Below are 16,566 nucleotides of genomic sequence, written 5' to 3'. Positions count from 1 at the left end.
GGAGCCAGAAAATGTCTGCCATTCAAAACCGCTATGAATTTGTTTACTTTTTTGATGTTACCAACGGCAACCCCAACGGCGATCCCGATGCGGGCAATATGCCGCGTCTTGATCCCGAATCCAGCAAAGGTTTGGTAACCGATGTCTGCTTAAAACGCAAAATCCGTAATTTTGTGGAAATCAGCAGCGAAAACGAAGTCGGTTACGAAATCTATGTGAAAGAAAAAAGCGTATTGAACCTGCAAAACAAACTCGCTTATGAAGCACTCGGCATTGAATCTGAAGCCAAAAAACTGCCCAAAGACGAAGCCAAAGCCCGCGACATTACCGCGTGGATGTGCAAAAACTTCTTCGATATCCGCACCTTCGGCGCCGTGATGACCACCGAAGTCAACAGCGGACAAGTGCGCGGCCCGGTACAACTGGCGTTCGCCCAATCCATCGACCCGATTGTGCCGCTGGAAGTTTCCATCACCCGCATGGCAGTCACCAATGAAAAAGACTTGGAAAAAGAACGCACCATGGGGCGCAAATATATCGTCCCTTACGCGCTCTACCGCGTGCACGGCTTTATCTCCGCCAACCTTGCCGCTAAAACCGGTTTTTCAGACGACGACTTAGCCAAACTCTGGCAAGCCCTGACACTGATGTTTGAACACGACCGCTCCGCCGCCCGTGGCGAAATGGCGGCGCGCAAACTGATTGTGTTCAAACACGACAGCGCACTCGGCAGCCAGCCTGCACATAAACTGTTTGACGCCGTGAAAGTCGAACGCGTAAACGGCGAATCAGGTACGCCGGCAAGCGGTTTTGGCGATTACAAAATCAGCGTGGTTTCAGACGGCCTCAATGGCGTGAGTGTGGAAGAGTTGCTTTAAAAAACATTTGAAAAGATGACCGCACTTTCAACCGAAACCCAAGGGGAAAATCAGGACATGCGCCTGATTCCTCTTTCTGCCCTGCAACACTATGCCTTTTGCCCGCGCCAATGCGCGTTGATTCACAACGAGCAGGCGTGGGCGGAGAACTATTTGACCGCGCAGGGCAAAGCGCTGCATGAGCGGGTGGATTCGGGCGAGCCGGAAACGCGCAAGGGTGTGCGTTTTGAGCGGACAGTGCATGTGTCGGCGGAGAAACTGGGCATTAGCGGCGTGTTGGATTTGGTGGAAGTGGAAACGAAAACAGGCCGTCTGAAACCCGTGGAATACAAACGCGGCAAGCCTAAACCTGATCCGATGGATGAAATCCAGCTTTGCGCCCAAGGCTTGTGCCTAGAAGAAATGACGGAGCAAACCATCTCTGAGGGCGCGCTGTGGTATATGCAAACCCGACACCGCGTCCCCGTCGTGTTTTCAGACGACCTGCGCACCCAAACGCTCTCCATCATCGCCGCCGTGCGTGAACTCCTAAATAGTGGTCAAACTCCGCCGCCTAACTACGGCAAACGCTGCAAAGCCTGCTCACTGGTGGAGATTTGCCAGCCGGAGTTGTTGGGGAAAAGGGATAGGAGTTTGGGGTATGTTGAGGGGTTGTTTGGGGAGTAATTTAAATATATTAATTTTTAATGAGGTAATCTTATGGATTGGAATTGGTTCTTTAGTTCTTTTGCACAGTCATCAGCCGCTATTGTCGGAATATTTGGTGCATTTTTAATCACAAAAATATTAAATAACCAAGCGTTATTTTCTCAAAAAAATAGCAGAGCTAAGGATGTAATTGTTGAGTGTAAAAGAGTAATGGATTTAAGTAAAAATAGATATTTTAATTGGTATAATGAACATATAAATAAAGAAGAATATGAAAAGTTGAGAAAAATGTTAAAAAAAGGTAGTGATTTATCTGCTACTGAACTTTATTCAGAATTAAATTTTTCTATCTTTACACCTAAAGATGATGTTGTTCAAAATATTCAAATCATAATAAATAACTATGAAGAAGAGAAAAGAAAAAAAGAAGAGGAATTCAAACAACGCGCCGCCTTATATGCTACTAAGGGTGTTTATACAGAGATCGCTATGCACAACGATTTTATACCGCCAATTAATATTAATATAATAGGAGAATTAAATAGAGAAAGAGAACTTATTGATGCCACTTTAAGTGATGTTAAGCATCACATTAGAATAGCTCAAAACATGATGAATGAAATTTCAGGAGATCCAGAGTGTTCTAGCCTAATTACAAAAATGTTGGTATTTGTTAGTTTGTTATTCTTTTTAGGAGTCATATATCCACTTAGTTTCTTACCAGCAAGTGTAGGTGAAGAAATAAGTTTGTATTTTGATTATTCTATAATTATTTCTCACATAGTTTCTATAAAAGGGATTTTTCTTATATTGTTATCTGTTGTATTTTCTTCGATTTTGATTACATTCTTCTTATTAAATATAAATCTAAAATATTCAAATGAATTAGTTTTAGAACTTATGGAGTGTAAAAAACTTTCTTCATATTCAGAATATTTTGCCATCATGGAAGAAAATGAACAAAAAAATAGAAAGAATAGTGAGTCTAATATTTCACAATAATAGGTGTAATTAGCATGAGTAGGTCGGATACTCGTATTCGACGATCATTTGATATTTATATAATTTAAAATCGTTTCTATAACTTTGGAAATGTCGGATTCGAGAATCCGACCTACCGTTTTTCAGGTAGCTCACCCCTATTAAATACCCAAAAAAGTGCGGTCAAAACCCAAGGAGTTTCCCCCATGCGCAAACTGCAAAACACGCTCTATATCACCACCCAAGGCAGTTATCTGCATAAGGAGCGGGAAACGCTGGTGGTGGAGCAGGAGCGTAAGAAGGTGGCGCAGTTGCCGGTGCATTCCATCGGGCATATTTTCTGTTTTGGGAATGTGCTGGTGTCGCCGTTTTTACTGGGATTTTGCGGCGAAAATAATGTGAATTTGGCGTTTTTTACGGAAAGCGGACGTTTCTTGGGGCGGCTTCAGGGGAGGCAGAGTGGTAATGTGCTACTGCGTCGGGCGCAGTATCGGGTGTCGGAGCAAAATCCCGTGCCGATTGCGCGCAATATCATTGCGGCGAAGATTCAGGCGAGTAAGCGGGTGCTTCAGCGGCAGATTCGCAATTATGGCGAGAATGTGGCGATTCAAAGTGCGGTTGATTCTCTGAACATTTCGCTGCGGCAGTTGAAGGGCACGGCGGAGCTGGACGTGGTGCGCGGCATTGAAGGCGATGCGGCGGCACGTTATTTCGGCGTGTTCGGGCAACTTTTGAGCGAAAAAAGCGGCTTTTCTTTTGACGGGCGCAACCGCCGCCCGCCCAGAGACGGGGTGAACGCGCTGTTGTCGTTTGTGTACAGTCTGTTGGGCAAGGACATCAGCGGCGCGCTGCAAGGCGTAGGGCTGGACCCGCAGGTAGGCTTTTTGCACGCCGACCGGCCGGGGCGAGACAGTTTGGCGCAGGATATTTTGGAAGAATTCCGCGCATGGTGGGCGGATAGGTTGGTGTTGTCGCTGATTAACCGAGGGCAAATCAAACCGCAGGATTTCGTTACCGAGGCGAGCGGCGCGGTAAGCCTGAAAGCGGATGCGCGTAAGCTGTTGTTCCAAGCCTTGCAGGCGAAAAAACAGGAAAAAGTTGTTCATCCGTTTTTAGGCGAGGAAGTGGAAATCGGCTTGCTACCATATATTCAGGCAATGCTGCTGGCGCGGCATTTACGCGGGGATTTGGCGGAATACCCGCCGTTTTTGATGAGATAAGCTATGTTAATGCTGATTACTTACGACATTTCTTTTGACGACCCAAACGGGCAAGCACGATTGCGCCGTATCGCAAAACATTGCTTAGATTACGGCGTGCGAGCACAATATTCAGTATTTGAATGTGATGTCACACCTGACCAGTGGGTTATGTTGAAAAACAAACTGTTGGAAACTTACGACCCCACGTGTGACAGTCTGCGTTTTTACCACTTGGGCAGTAAGTGGCGTAATAAAGTGGAGCATCATGGGGCAAAACCGGCAGTAGATGTATTTAAAGACGTGCTTGTCATTTAGTTCGCTAACCTGTTGTTCTCATTAAAACCCTGATGGGATAGCGAACCTTATTTTCTTTAACAATTTGAATGAATTAATCTATTTGTATAACGGCGATGCGGCCGTTATACTGACTAAACTCCTTATCATAAAATCCGTTAGCGAAATACAGTGTTTAATACGCTGATTTTTCTTGCTTTTTTAGGTAGGGAGCAGCCGCCTTCGGGCGGCTGTGTGTTGAAACTTATTTTCTTTATAATCAGATAAACAAGATAAAAAGGCAGCCGCCTTCGGGCGGCTGTGTGTTGAAACGCTGATCTTGTCGTGGATTTCCTCGCCTAATTTCGCAGCCGCCTTCGGGCGGCTGTGTGTTGAAACACGATAATTGACATAAGCTCTACTCATTTATCTATGCAGCCGCCTTCGGGCGGCTGTGTGTTGAAACTGACGGTCTGTAATACCATTTTTTCTTTTGACTTGCAGCCGCCTTCGGGCGGCTGTGTGTTGAAACAACAAAACAGATTCCCACATAGTGGGAATTTCCAGCAGCCGCCTTCGGGCGGCTGTGTGTTGAAACCAGTCTAACCCGATTCCCTCAACAATCTCACGCAGCAGCCGCCTTCGGGCGGCTGTGTGTTGAAACTCTTATTGTCGGCTCCATGCTGTCTGTAGGCACGCAGCCGCCTTCGGGCGGCTGTGTGTTGAAACTTAATTGTTGCTTTTTCTGTAAAGAAATTTCTTTCGCAGCCGCCTTCGGGCGGCTGTGTGTTGAAACAATATTTGATGCGGTGCAAGGTATAAAATGAACCAGGCAGCCGCCTTCGGGCGGCTGTGTGTTGAAACTTGTTTGGTGACCTGACAAATACGTTGATATAAACGCAGCCGCCTTCGGGCGGCTGTGTGTTGAAACGCTAAAGCTTCTTGGCTGATGGTTGCTACTTTTACGCAGCCGCCTTCGGGCGGCTGTGTGTTGAAACTTGTTTGGTGACCTGACAAATACGTTGATATAAACGCAGCCGCCTTCGGGCGGCTGTGTGTTGAAACAATCCAAATAGCACGGATTTTGTGGGCAATGTTGGCAGCCGCCTTCGGGCGGCTGTGTGTTGAAACAGTAAAAGACGATGGCTCGATTGCTTTTGCCCTCGGCAGCCGCCTTCGGGCGGCTGTGTGTTGAAACAAAACTTAATAAATTTGAATAGTATAATATTTACCTTCCTACTCTATCTCTCAACCCGATTCATACCCAACAACATTTCCCCCTTGTTTTTCCTCCTTATTCGCTCTAGACTATGCCCCATTTTTAGCTTTCATTATTTACAATTATGCGTGTTTCTGACTTTCATTTTGACTTACCAGATGAGCTGATTGCTCGTTACCCTAAAGAAGATCGCTCTTCTTGCCGATTGTTACAACTCAATGGTGAAAACGGGGAAATTTCTCACCGCACTTTTACCGATGTATTGGATTTAATCGACGAAGGGGATTTGTTGATTTTTAACAATACGCGCGTGATTCCTGCTCGTATGTTTGGTCGTAAAGCCAGTGGCGGAAAAATTGAAGTATTGGTTGAACGTGTTTTAAGTGAACATCATTTCTTAGCGCATATTCGTTCGTCAAAAGCACCAAAAGAAGGCGCAGAATTATTTTTAGGTGAAGATAAGCTAGGAGAAAATAATGGCGTAAAAGCCATTATGGTTGGTCGTCAAGATGCCCTTTTTGAAGTGGAATTAGCGGATAAAAGTCGCAATGTACTTGATGTGTTGCAAGAAATCGGTCATATGCCGTTACCGCCTTATATTGATCGCCCAGATGAAGAAGCAGATCAAGAATGCTATCAAACCGTGTATAACAAAGTGCCTGGCGCCGTGGCAGCCCCAACAGCTGGCTTGCATTTTGATGATGAACTGTTACAAAAGCTACATGAAAAAGGCGTTAATTTTGAATTTGTGACTTTGCACGTGGGCGCAGGTACATTCCAACCCGTACGTGTTGAAAATATCGAAGATCACATTATGCACGCGGAATATGTGGAGCTTTCTCAAGAAGTCTGCAATGCCATTATTGAAACGAAAAAAGCAGGTAAACGTGTCATTGCGGTAGGCACAACATCAGTGCGTTCTGTTGAAACCGCTGCCCTATCGGCAGAAGAAAATGGCAATCCAGATTTAATTGAACCTTATTTTTCTGATACGTCCATTTTTATTTACCCAGGCAAATCCTTCCGTGTGGTGGATGCGTTGATTACCAACTTTCACTTACCAGAAAGCACATTGATTATGTTGGTATCTGCCTTTGCAGGCTTTAGCCATACCATGAACGCCTATAAAAGTGCGGTCGAAAATCGCTACCGTTTTTTCAGTTATGGCGATGCGATGTTCATTACCAAAAATCCCAATGTAAAAGGCTTAGAATAAGTGGTTTGACTTATTTTCAACCAACTCATAAAATACCTATCAAGAAGCCTGTACTAACAGGCTTTTTTATTGAATAACAACCTACGAACTGTTTATTCGTTGAGGAAAGAAAATGAAGTATGAATTAGATAAAACCAGCGGCAGTGCACGTCGTGGTCGCTTGGTATTTGAACGTCCCCAAGGCACGTTCAGCGTAGAAACCCCTGCATTTATGCCAGTGGGCACTTATGGCACCGTAAAAGGCATGACGCCTGAAGAAGTGCGTGCGACAGGTGCAGAAATTTTATTGGGTAATACCTTCCATTTATGGCTTCGTCCAGGTCAAGAAGTCATGCGTAAACACGGTGATTTACATGACTTTATGCAATGGCATCGTCCGATTTTGACTGACAGTGGCGGCTTCCAAGTATTTAGTTTAGGTAAATTGCGTAAAATCACTGAAGAAGGCGTGAAATTCCAAAACCCAATTAATGGTGAGCGTATTTTCCTTTCGCCTGAAAAGTCTATGGAAATTCAATATGATTTAGGGTCTGACATCGTGATGATTTTCGATGAATGTACGCCTTATCCAGCGACTTTCGATTATGCGAAAAAATCTATGGAAATGTCTCTTCGTTGGGCAAAACGCAGCCGCGATCGCTTTGATGAATTAGGCAATAAAAATGCGCTATTCGGTATTATTCAAGGCGGCGTGTTTGAAGAATTACGCAAAGTATCATTAGAAGGCTTAGTGAATATTGGCTTTGACGGTTATGCGGTGGGCGGTTTAGCGGTAGGCGAACCAAAAGAAGATATGCACCGCATTTTAGAATACATCTGCCCACAAATTCCGGCTGATAAACCGCGTTATTTAATGGGCGTAGGTAAACCAGAAGATTTAGTGGAAGGTGTGCGTCGTGGTATTGATATGTTTGACTGCGTAATGCCAACTCGTAACGCGCGTAACGGCCATTTATTCGTGACTGACGGCATTGTTAAAATCCGTAATGCAAAATACCGTGATGATACCAGCCCATTGGATCCTGAATGTGATTGCTACACCTGTAAAAACTACACCAAAGCCTATTTATATCATTTAGATAAATGCGGTGAAATTTTAGGTGCACGCTTAAATACCATTCACAATTTACGCTATTATCAACGTTTAATGGCGGAAATTCGCCAAGCTATCGAAGACGATCGTTTTGATGATTTTGTGGTGGAATTCTATGCTCGCATGGGCAAACCTGTTCCACCATTGCAATTAGCGGATAAATCATAATTGATGAAAGTGCGGTAGAAAAATGAAATGTTTTTTGACTGCACTTTTTAACAAAGGAAACCTTATGCAAATCCTCGAACCTCAACAATTTGCCACTTGGAATGAACCGATTGATATGCTTTATGCCTGTCATAGCAAGGTAAAACGCTTTTGCAAGCAACTTACGATTCTTCCTGGCTACTTAGAAAAAAATGGCGTGAATCAAGCCGTATTAAATGATGTGAAAACCATTTTGCAGTATTTTAATCACGCGGCACCACTTCATCATGATGACGAAGAAAAAGACTTTTTCCCCGCTTTAATTGAAAAAGCACCTCAAGCGAAAGAGTCGGTGGATGAATTAGAACGCCAGCATGTTACTTTGCATGAAAATTGGGCAAAGCTTTCGGAGCAGCTAGAAGAATTGATTGCAGAGAAACGCACTGATGTAGATGAAAGGCTGATTACGCTGTTTGTGGCGAGCTACGATAGACACATTGCCCTTGAAGAGCCGCTATTTGAGCTTGGTAAGCAATATTTATCAGCAGAACAACTCACGGCTATGGGCAAAATTATGTTTGCTCGTCGCCAAGCTTAAATCATGAAATATCAATTAAATTTGACCGCACTTTCCTGCCCGATTCCACTTTTAACCGCGAAGAAGGCTTTGGCAAATTTAGCGCTAAATGATGAATTAATTTTGCAATTAAATCGCCAAAGTGCGGTAGAAAATTTTGTTGTTTTTTGTGAAGAAAATCAATGTGAATTAGTGGATCAGCATTGGCTTTCCGAGCAAATCTTCGAAGTTTGCTTGAAAAAAATCAATTAATTCCAAAATTCTAGTTGTTATTGCCTTCATCGGCTTTTACTGAATGCCGTTTTATGGTATTTTACGCACACTTTTAACTTTTCATTTTATAAGGAAAACACAATGGAAGCACAAAGCCCAATGTCCACGTTATTTATTTTCGTGATCTTCGGTTTAATTTTTTATTTTATGATTTACCGCCCACAAGCGAAACGTAACAAAGAACACAAAAAATTAATGTCTGAATTAGCGAAAGGCACTGAAGTATTAACCGCTGGTGGTTTGATTGGTAAAATCACTAAAGTAACCGAAGGTGCTGAAATTGTTATCGCTTTAAACGATACTACTGAAATCACGATTAACCGTAACTACATCGTTTCAGTATTACCGAAAGGTTCTGTAAAATCTCTCTAATTTAAATTCCTAAAGGGAAAACTATGTTAAATCGTTACCCATTATGGAAGAATCTAATGGTGATCCTTGTGGTCGCCATTGGTGCTTTATACTCTCTTCCAAATATCTATGGTGAAGATCCTGCGGTGCAAATTTCCGGTACACGCGGACAACAAGCAGACACCACCGCATTAACTGAAGTACAAAACGTACTGAAAGAAAATAACCTTCCAACCAAATCTATCGTTCTTGAAAATGGCTCCATTCTTGCCCGTTTCACCAACACAGATGACCAACTTCTTGCCAAAGATAAAATTGCAGAAAAACTTGGCAACAACTACACCACGGCATTAAACCTTGCACCTGCAACACCGGCTTGGTTAAGCAGCATTGGTGCTAATCCGATGAAATGGGGTTTGGACTTACGTGGTGGTGTACGCTTCTTAATGGAAGTGGACATGAATTCTGCGCTTGCTAAACGTCAAGAACAGTTACAAGACACATTACGCAACGAATTACGTAAAGAAAAAATTCAGTTTACGGCGATTAAAAATGGCGACAAATTTGGTACAACGGTCACATTAGAAAATGCTGACCAAATGTCAAAAGCAGCGCGTATTATTCGTCAGTTACACCCAACATTAGAAGTGTCTGATATTGGTGACAACACCTTAAACCTTGCCCTTTCTGAAGCGGCATTAACAGAATCACGTAACTTAGCGATCGAGCAAAACTTAACGATTTTACGTAAACGTGTTGCTGAATTAGGCGTAGCTGAAGCGGTTATCCAACGTCAAGGTGCTGAACGTATCGTAATCGAATTACCGGGTGTTCAAGATACTGCGCGTGCAAAAGAAATCTTAGGGGCAACTGCAACACTTGAATTCCGCATTGTGAATTCGTTGGTAAACCCAGAATCAGCAGCGCGTGGTATGTTACCTTCTGACACAGAAATCAAATATGACCGTCAAGGTAGACCTGTTGCACTTTACAAACGTGCGGTATTGGGTGGTGAACACATCATCAACTCAAGCTCGGGCTTAGACCAAAATACTAATACGCCACAAGTAAGTGTAACCTTGGATAGTGAAGGCGGCGAAATCATGTCGCAAACCACCAAGAAATACTATAAAAAACCGATGGCAACCTTGTATGTAGAATACAAAGACAACGGTAAAAAAGACGAAAATGGCAAAACCATTTTAGAGAAAAATGAAGAAGTCATTAACGTCGCAACCATTCAAGGTCGCTTTAGTTCTAACTTCCAAATTACGGGTGTAAGCAGCTCTGCGGAAGCACAAAACCTTTCTATGTTATTAAAATCAGGTGCATTAATCGCGCCAGTGCAAATTGTTGAAGAGCGTACAATTGGTCCTTCACTGGGTGCACAAAACGTAGAACAAGGTATCAATGCAAGCTTCTGGGGATTAATTGTAGTTATCCTCTTCATGTTGATTTACTACAAAATCTTCGGCGTTATCGCAAGCTTCGCATTAGTGATTAACATCGTTTTATTAGTCGGTTTAATGTCTATCCTACCTGGGGCAACACTTTCCATGCCAGGGATTGCGGGTATCGTATTAACCTTGGGGATGTCGGTGGATGCCAACGTACTTATTTTTGAGCGTATCAAAGAAGAAATTCGTAATGGTCGTCCAATCCAGCAAGCCATTAACGAAGGTTATAACGGTGCATTCTCCTCTATCTTCGATGCGAACTTAACCACAATTTTAACGGCGATTATTCTTTATGCTGTCGGTACCGGCCCTATTCAAGGCTTCGCGGTAACCCTTGCATTAGGTGTGGCAATTTCAATGTTTACAGCGATTACTGGAACACGTGCTATCGTGAACTTCCTATACGGCGGTAAACGCCTTGAAAAATTATCAATTTAGGTAGGATAAGATGAGATTATTTGCAAAAGATAAAAACGGACATTTTATCCGTGAAGTGAATGGGATTAAATTGCCATTCCCTCTCACTGAATTTATGAAAGTGAGATTTGTAGGGTATGCATTTTCCGCAATTTTAATGGCGATTTCCCTCTTCTTCATTGTGACAAAAGGCTTCAACTGGGGCTTGGATTTTACCGGTGGTGTGGTATTTGATACTCACTTCTCACAACCGGCTGATTTAGAGAAAATCCGTGGCACATTAAATCAAAATGGGATTGCAAGTCCAATTGTACAAACAACCGGTTCTGTACAAGACGTGATGATCCGCTTACCGGCTGATAATAACGATTCTGCTATTGGTGATCACGTTAAAAGCATGCTCCAAACAATTGACCCTAATATTCATATTAACAGTATCGAATTCGTCGGTCCAAACGTGGGTGAAGAACTGGCTCAAGGTGCGGTTTATGCGACCCTTGCAACCCTAGCAATGATGTTAATTTACGTGGGCTCACGTTTTGAATGGCGTTTAGGTTTTGGTGGTATTGCCTCACTTGCGCATGACGTGGTGATTACGCTTGGTGTATTCTCTGCATTACAAGTCGAAATGGATTTAACCTTCGTGGCGGCAATTCTTTCCGTTGTAGGTTATTCCATCAACGATAGTATCGTGGTATTTGACCGTGTGCGTGAAAACTTCCGTAAAATTCGCCGTGTAGAAACCATCGATATTATTGATATTTCCTTAACACAAACCTTATCGAGAACCATCATGACATCTCTCACAACGCTTCTTGTTGTGATTGCCTTGTTCTTCTTTGGTGGTCCATCAATTCATAACTTCTCATTAGCGTTATTAATTGGTATCGGTTTTGGTACTTACTCATCAATCTTTATTGCAATTGCGATTGCTTATGATATCGGCCTACGCCGTGAACATATGATTCCACCAAAAGTGGATAAAGAAGTAGATGATTTACCTTAATCTATCGAACATGAGATAAAAAGAAAGCCACCAATGGTGGCTTTTTTATTGCTAAAATTACGTGATTTTTGACCACACTTTAGTCATTTACATCACCTAATAAAGCCGCATATTTCTTCGTTGATTCAGAGCTTTCCAAAGTGATTTTAAACGCCATTGTCAGCGGCACTGAAAGCAACATACCAACCGTACCGAGCAACCATCCCCAGAAAAGCAATGAAAAGAATACGACCAAGGTAGAAAGCCCTAAGGTTTTTCCCATCATTTTCGGTTCAATAATATTACCGATCACAATATTTGATGCAATGATACCGACGGTTACACCCATACCCACACCAAATCCATTCAGCAATAACGCTTGAACAACAATCGGCACGGCTGCAATAATCGAACCAATATTTGGAATGTAATTTAATAGGAAGCTTAAGGTTGCCCATAAAATCGCATATTGGACATCCATTACATCCAACAAAATCCACGTCGAAACGCCGGTAAGCAGACTAATCACCGTTTTCACACCAAGATAACTAATCACACCGTCTAAAATACGATCGATGTGATGTTCTTCCGCGACAACATCATGTTCATTATCACTTAAAACTAAAGCAAGTTTATGCTTCATGGTTGGTGCTTCAAGCAGCATAAAAATCACCGCTAAGATCAACACAAAAACATTCGTCACCACACCAGAAAAGTTTAATAACAAACGGCTCACAAAGTTCATGATCACACTTGGGTCAAAATGCTCCATAATGGCTTCGCGAGAAATTACAATCGGCAATTTCAGTTTTTGAGCTAATGCCATGGCGTCATTTATACGCTCTGAAAGCAACACTTTATATTGAGGAATTGAGCGAGTGAATTCCTGCACACTGCTGTTAATTAATCCCGCCAGGAAAAAGAATACGATTAAAATTAAGATAAACAACAAGGCAATCGCAATACCATGTGGCACTTTGCGTTGTGTCATCGCTTTAATTACCGGCGAACAAATAATGGCGATAAATAATGCCAATAAAAAAGGCACGACAATCTCCGCCGCCAATTTAATTCCCGCAAATACAATCACTAAAGCTGCCATTGCGACTAAAGTGCGGTTAAAATTTACGTTTTTTTCCACTAAATGGCTTCCTCATTTTCTTCGCCTGTACGAACACGGATCACGCGTTCTACATCATAAACAAAGATCTTCCCATCACCGATTTTCCCTGTTTGGCAAGTTTCAACAATGGTTTCAAGACATTGTTCAAGTAAATCATCCGGCACGACAATTTCCATTTTCACTTTAGGTAGAAAATCCACCATATATTCCGCACCGCGATAAAGCTCTGTATGCCCTTTTTGGCGGCCAAAACCACGAACTTCAGTCACGGTCATTCCGCTAATGCCAATATCAGATAAATTTTCACGTACATCATCTAATTTAAATGGCTTAATAATGGCTTCGATTTTTTTCATCTTATTTCTCCAAATTTTCACGGCGCGCGGCTTTCGGGCGGAAGCTTGTAATCACTTCAGGTTTGGTATCAATATAAATACCATCGATTAATTGCAAGCAATAAGGCACTGCACTAAAAATCCCTTTCACTAAGACTTTGCCTTGTTCATCTTTCACGCCTTCTAAGGTTTCTTTGATGGCTTTTGGTTGACCCGGTAAATTCAAGATGAGACTATTTTTACGAATCACACCAACTTGACGAGATAGAATCGCTGTCGGCACAAAATGCAAACTTACTTGACGCATTTGCTCGCCAAATCCTGGCATTTCACGATCGGCTACCGCTAACGTTGCATCTGGTGTCACATCACGTTTTGCCGGCCCTGTACCACCAGTGGTTAGCACTAAATGACAATGGTGCTCATCCACCAATTCTTTCAACGTTTGTTCAATTAATGGCTGCTCGTCTGGAATTAATCGCGTTTCTACTTCAAAAGGATCCACCAACGCCTGCTCTAACCATTGTTGTAACTCGGGAATCCCTTGATCTTGATACACACCACTTGATGCGCGATCAGAGATCGAAACCAAACCAATTTTTAAAAGTGCGGTCATTTTCTTTCCTCATTTTTATATGCAATAAACAGGATCATTCTACCCTATTTTCTCTTTTACCAAAGCATAAAAAAGCCATTTAGCTTTCACTAAATGGCTTTTTATTTTACACATTATTGTCTGGCTTGAACTTTGCCATCTACATAATCGATTGTGACTACTTTGCCTGGTAATAATTGACCAGATAGAACTTGTTGTGCCAAGCTGTTTTCGATCTCTTGTTGGATTGCACGTTTTAATGGACGCGCCCCATAAATTGGGTCGTAACCGACTTCACCAATGAAATCTAATAACGCTTCAGTAAACACTAATTCGTAACCACGAGTTTCCATACGTTTTGCTAAGCGTTCTAATTGAATACTTGCAATTGCACGGATATTTTCTTTATCAAGTGGATGGAATACCACAGTTTCGTCAATACGGTTGATAAATTCCGGACGGAAATGTTGGCTCACCACTGACATCACTAAGGCTTTCATTTCGCCATAGCTTTCGTTTTTGCTACCTTGGATTAAATCAGAGCCCAAGTTAGAGGTCATAATCACCACGGTGTTACGGAAGTCCACAGTACGACCTTGACCATCAGTTAAACGGCCATCATCCAATACTTGTAATAAGATATTGAATACGTCCGCATGTGCTTTTTCCACTTCATCCAATAAAATCACCGAATATGGACGACGACGTACCGCTTCAGTTAAGTAACCACCTTCTTCATAGCCGACATAGCCTGGAGGTGCCCCCACTAAACGAGATACACTGTGTTTTTCCATAAACTCTGACATATCAATACGTACCATCGCATCTTCACTGTCAAAGAGGAATTTCGCCAAGGTTTTACAAAGCTCTGTTTTACCCACACCTGTTGGTCCTAAGAATAAGAACGAACCAATTGGTCGGTTAGGATCAGAAAGCCCCGCACGGCTACGACGAATCGCGTTCGCTACGGCATCTACTGCTTCCTCTTGACCGATCACACGTTTGTGCAATTCTTCTTCCATGCGTAAGAGTTTTTCTTTCTCGCCTTCCATCATTTTAGAAACAGGAATACCGGTTGCTTTAGAAAGCACTTCCGCAATTTCTTCATCTGTCACACGATAGCGTAATAGACTCATTTCTTTGCCTTCACCGGTTTCAGCGGCAGCAAGTTGTTTTTCCAATTCTGGAATACGACCGTATTGAAGCTCAGACATTTTGCTTAAATCGCCAGCACGACGCGCTTGTTCCATTTCAGTTTTTGCCGCATCTAACGCTTGTTTGATGTGTTGAGAACCTGAAAGTGCTGCTTTTTCTGACTTCCATACTTCTTCAAGTTCAGCATATTCACGTTCTTTATCAGAAAGTTCTTTTTCTAACATTTCTAAACGTTTACGACTTGCTTCGTCTTCTTCTTTTTGTAATGCCTGTTGTTCCAATTTTAATTGGATGATACGGCGTTCAAGACGATCGAGTGGCTCTGGTTTAGAGTCAATTTCCATACGAATACTAGAAGCCGCCTCATCGATTAAGTCGATGGCTTTATCCGGCAATTGACGATCGGAAATATAACGATGCGAAAGTGTTGCCGCTGCTACGATTGCTGGGTCAGTAATATCTACATGGTGATGGATCTCATAACGCTCTTTCAAACCACGTAAGATCGCAATGGTATCTTCTACACTTGGTTCATCTACAAAGACTTTTTGGAAACGACGTTCAAGCGCCGCATCTTTCTCGATATATTGACGATATTCGTCTAACGTTGTTGCACCCACACAGTGTAATTCACCACGTGCCAAACTTGGTTTTAATAAGTTACCTGCATCCATCGCACCATCAGTTTTACCTGCACCAACCATGGTATGGATTTCATCAATAAAGAGGATCACGCGACCTTCTTCTTTTGCAAGTTCATTTAATACCGCTTTTAAACGTTCTTCAAATTCACCACGATATTTTGCACCCGCAATCAAGGCACCCATATCTAAAGAAAGCACACGTTTGTTTTTCAAGCCTTCCGGTACTTCACCATTGACAATACGTTGTGCCAACCCTTCCACGATAGCGGTTTTACCTACACCAGGTTCACCGATTAATACTGGGTTGTTTTTGGTACGACGTTGCAATACTTGAATGGCTCGACGGATTTCTTCATCACGGCCAATAACCGGGTCGAGTTTGCCACTTTCAGCACGAGCTGTTAAATCAATCGTATATTTTTCAAGAGCTTGTCTGCTTTCTTCTGCATTTTGATCGTTCACGCTTTGTCCTCCGCGAATATGTTGAATCGCTTGTAAAATTTGTTCTTTTTTAGCACCACATTTTTTCAAAATGTCATTTAATGCGCCACGCTCTTCAAGCGCCGCTAATAAGAACAATTCACTGGAAATAAATTTATCTTGTTTTTGTTGTGCTAATTTGTCACATAAATTCAATAAGTTGAGTAATTGACGAGAAATTTGCACGTCTCCGCCATTACCTGACACTTGTGGCAATTTATTCAATTCTGCGTTTAATTCATTACGTAATAACGCGACATTCACGCCACTTGCTGTCAAAATCGGTGCAATTGAACCGTCTTGTTGATTTAAAAGTGCGGCCAATAAATGCACTGGTTCGATAAACTGATTATCTTTACCAAGCGCTAATGACTGCGCTTCACTGAGTGCTTGTTGGAATTTAGTGGTAAATTTTTCAATATTCATATCTTATCTTCTCCTGCATAAAATTGTTGGGGTCATCCCCTTTATGAGTAATTAAATAAGACCCTTTTTTGGTATTTCAAGAGAAAAAATC

At 42.4% G+C, this 16,566-nt stretch carries 16 protein-coding genes and 1 CRISPR repeat array; of the genes, 12 read left to right on the top strand and 4 right to left on the bottom strand.

Annotation, left to right across the window (positions count from 1 at the left end; all coding sequences use genetic code 11):
* Positions 1–11 precede the first annotated feature (11 nt).
* From cas7c to secF, 12 genes are all read left to right on the top strand, one after another.
* Positions 12–878 carry a type I-C CRISPR-associated protein Cas7/Csd2 gene (gene cas7c, locus A9500_RS02815; protein ID WP_065243816.1) on the top strand — a complete coding sequence of 289 codons (867 nt, stop codon included), beginning with the start codon at positions 12–14 and terminating at the stop codon, positions 876–878.
* A 15-nt stretch (positions 879–893) separates the two neighbouring features.
* Positions 894–1,544 carry a CRISPR-associated protein Cas4 gene (gene cas4, locus A9500_RS02810; RefSeq protein WP_065243815.1) on the top strand — a complete coding sequence of 217 codons (651 nt, stop codon included), beginning with the start codon at positions 894–896 and terminating at the stop codon, positions 1,542–1,544.
* 33 nt (positions 1,545–1,577) lie between these two features.
* A complete protein-coding gene (locus A9500_RS02805; RefSeq protein ID WP_065243814.1) occupies positions 1,578–2,528 on the top strand; it encodes a hypothetical protein in 951 nt (316 codons plus the stop codon).
* Between the two features lie 185 nt (positions 2,529–2,713).
* On the top strand, positions 2,714–3,727 hold the full coding sequence (gene cas1c / locus A9500_RS02800; protein ID WP_065243813.1) for a type I-C CRISPR-associated endonuclease Cas1c: 1,014 nt from the start codon (positions 2,714–2,716) through the stop codon (positions 3,725–3,727).
* A gap of 3 nt (positions 3,728–3,730) precedes the next feature.
* Entirely contained in the window at positions 3,731–4,024 is a 294-nt protein-coding gene (cas2, locus tag A9500_RS02795) for a CRISPR-associated endonuclease Cas2 (RefSeq protein WP_005702619.1), read from the top strand.
* A gap of 191 nt (positions 4,025–4,215) precedes the next feature.
* Positions 4,216–5,180: a CRISPR direct-repeat array (repeat unit 32 nt; unit sequence GCAGCCGCCTTCGGGCGGCTGTGTGTTGAAAC).
* A gap of 145 nt (positions 5,181–5,325) precedes the next feature.
* Positions 5,326–6,417, top strand: coding sequence for a tRNA preQ1(34) S-adenosylmethionine ribosyltransferase-isomerase QueA (gene queA / locus A9500_RS02790; protein ID WP_065243812.1), 1,092 nt, complete (start codon positions 5,326–5,328; stop codon positions 6,415–6,417).
* A 112-nt stretch (positions 6,418–6,529) separates the two neighbouring features.
* Positions 6,530–7,678, top strand: a complete 1,149-nt coding sequence (tgt, locus tag A9500_RS02785) for a tRNA guanosine(34) transglycosylase Tgt (protein ID WP_005695471.1) — start codon at positions 6,530–6,532, stop codon at positions 7,676–7,678.
* A 64-nt stretch (positions 7,679–7,742) separates the two neighbouring features.
* On the top strand, positions 7,743–8,255 hold the full coding sequence (locus tag A9500_RS02780; protein ID WP_065243811.1) for a hemerythrin domain-containing protein: 513 nt from the start codon (positions 7,743–7,745) through the stop codon (positions 8,253–8,255).
* Between the two features lie 3 nt (positions 8,256–8,258).
* A complete protein-coding gene (locus A9500_RS02775; RefSeq protein WP_065243810.1) occupies positions 8,259–8,486 on the top strand; it encodes a sulfurtransferase TusA family protein in 228 nt (75 codons plus the stop codon).
* A 102-nt stretch (positions 8,487–8,588) separates the two neighbouring features.
* Positions 8,589–8,879: a preprotein translocase subunit YajC gene (gene yajC, locus A9500_RS02770; protein WP_005695468.1), complete on the top strand. Its 291-nt coding sequence runs from the start codon at positions 8,589–8,591 to the stop codon at positions 8,877–8,879.
* A 23-nt stretch (positions 8,880–8,902) separates the two neighbouring features.
* Positions 8,903–10,753 (top strand): protein translocase subunit SecD, encoded by a 1,851-nt coding sequence (gene secD / locus A9500_RS02765; protein WP_065243809.1) that lies wholly within the window; start codon positions 8,903–8,905, stop codon positions 10,751–10,753.
* Positions 10,754–10,763: 10 nt separating this feature from the next.
* A complete protein-coding gene (gene secF, locus A9500_RS02760; RefSeq protein ID WP_005697896.1) occupies positions 10,764–11,738 on the top strand; it encodes a protein translocase subunit SecF in 975 nt (324 codons plus the stop codon).
* Positions 11,739–11,817: 79 nt separating this feature from the next.
* On the opposite strand, the gene A9500_RS02755 is transcribed toward secF, so the two are convergent.
* From A9500_RS02755 to clpB, 4 genes are all read right to left on the bottom strand, one after another.
* Complete coding sequence (locus tag A9500_RS02755) at positions 11,818–12,858, bottom strand: AI-2E family transporter (RefSeq protein WP_065243808.1); 1,041 nt, start codon at positions 12,856–12,858, stop codon at positions 11,818–11,820.
* The gene (glnB, locus tag A9500_RS02750; protein WP_005697836.1) at positions 12,858–13,196 is read right to left on the bottom strand and encodes a nitrogen regulatory protein P-II; all 339 of its coding nucleotides are present in this window, start codon (positions 13,194–13,196) and stop codon (positions 12,858–12,860) included. The genes A9500_RS02755 and glnB overlap by 1 nt, the downstream gene beginning before the upstream one ends.
* Before the next feature lies 1 nt (position 13,197).
* Entirely contained in the window at positions 13,198–13,791 is a 594-nt protein-coding gene (gene mog / locus A9500_RS02745) for a molybdopterin adenylyltransferase (protein WP_065243807.1), read from the bottom strand.
* Positions 13,792–13,904: 113 nt separating this feature from the next.
* Positions 13,905–16,475, bottom strand: a complete 2,571-nt coding sequence (clpB, locus tag A9500_RS02740; RefSeq protein ID WP_065243806.1) for an ATP-dependent chaperone ClpB — start codon at positions 16,473–16,475, stop codon at positions 13,905–13,907.
* Positions 16,476–16,566 lie beyond the last annotated feature (91 nt).

This window comes from Haemophilus sp. CCUG 60358 (assembly GCF_001679485.1).
Classification (GTDB): Bacteria; Pseudomonadota; Gammaproteobacteria; order Enterobacterales; family Pasteurellaceae; genus Haemophilus_D.
This window is presented reverse-complemented; position numbering and strand designations above follow the sequence as displayed.

Bases quoted from the DNA above. Each gene is read 5' to 3' on its own strand.
- queA (WP_065243812.1), top strand. From the start codon at position 5,326: ATGCGTGTTTCTGACTTTCATTTTGACTTACCAGATGAGCTGATTGCT.
- A9500_RS02805 (WP_065243814.1), top strand. From the start codon at position 1,578: ATGGATTGGAATTGGTTCTTTAGTTCTTTTGCACAGTCATCAGCCGCT.
- cas4 (WP_065243815.1), top strand. From the start codon at position 894: ATGACCGCACTTTCAACCGAAACCCAAGGGGAAAATCAGGACATGCGC.
- secD (WP_065243809.1), top strand. From the start codon at position 8,903: ATGTTAAATCGTTACCCATTATGGAAGAATCTAATGGTGATCCTTGTG.
- cas1c (WP_065243813.1), top strand. From the start codon at position 2,714: ATGCGCAAACTGCAAAACACGCTCTATATCACCACCCAAGGCAGTTAT.
- secF (WP_005697896.1), top strand. From the start codon at position 10,764: ATGAGATTATTTGCAAAAGATAAAAACGGACATTTTATCCGTGAAGTG.
- A9500_RS02775 (WP_065243810.1), top strand. From the start codon at position 8,259: ATGAAATATCAATTAAATTTGACCGCACTTTCCTGCCCGATTCCACTT.
- tgt (WP_005695471.1), top strand. From the start codon at position 6,530: ATGAAGTATGAATTAGATAAAACCAGCGGCAGTGCACGTCGTGGTCGC.
- A9500_RS02780 (WP_065243811.1), top strand. From the start codon at position 7,743: ATGCAAATCCTCGAACCTCAACAATTTGCCACTTGGAATGAACCGATT.
- yajC (WP_005695468.1), top strand. From the start codon at position 8,589: ATGGAAGCACAAAGCCCAATGTCCACGTTATTTATTTTCGTGATCTTC.
- mog (WP_065243807.1), bottom strand. From the start codon at position 13,791: ATGACCGCACTTTTAAAAATTGGTTTGGTTTCGATCTCTGATCGCGCA.
- clpB (WP_065243806.1), bottom strand. From the start codon at position 16,475: ATGAATATTGAAAAATTTACCACTAAATTCCAACAAGCACTCAGTGAA.
- cas7c (WP_065243816.1), top strand. From the start codon at position 12: ATGTCTGCCATTCAAAACCGCTATGAATTTGTTTACTTTTTTGATGTT.
- cas2 (WP_005702619.1), top strand. From the start codon at position 3,731: ATGTTAATGCTGATTACTTACGACATTTCTTTTGACGACCCAAACGGG.
- glnB (WP_005697836.1), bottom strand. From the start codon at position 13,196: ATGAAAAAAATCGAAGCCATTATTAAGCCATTTAAATTAGATGATGTA.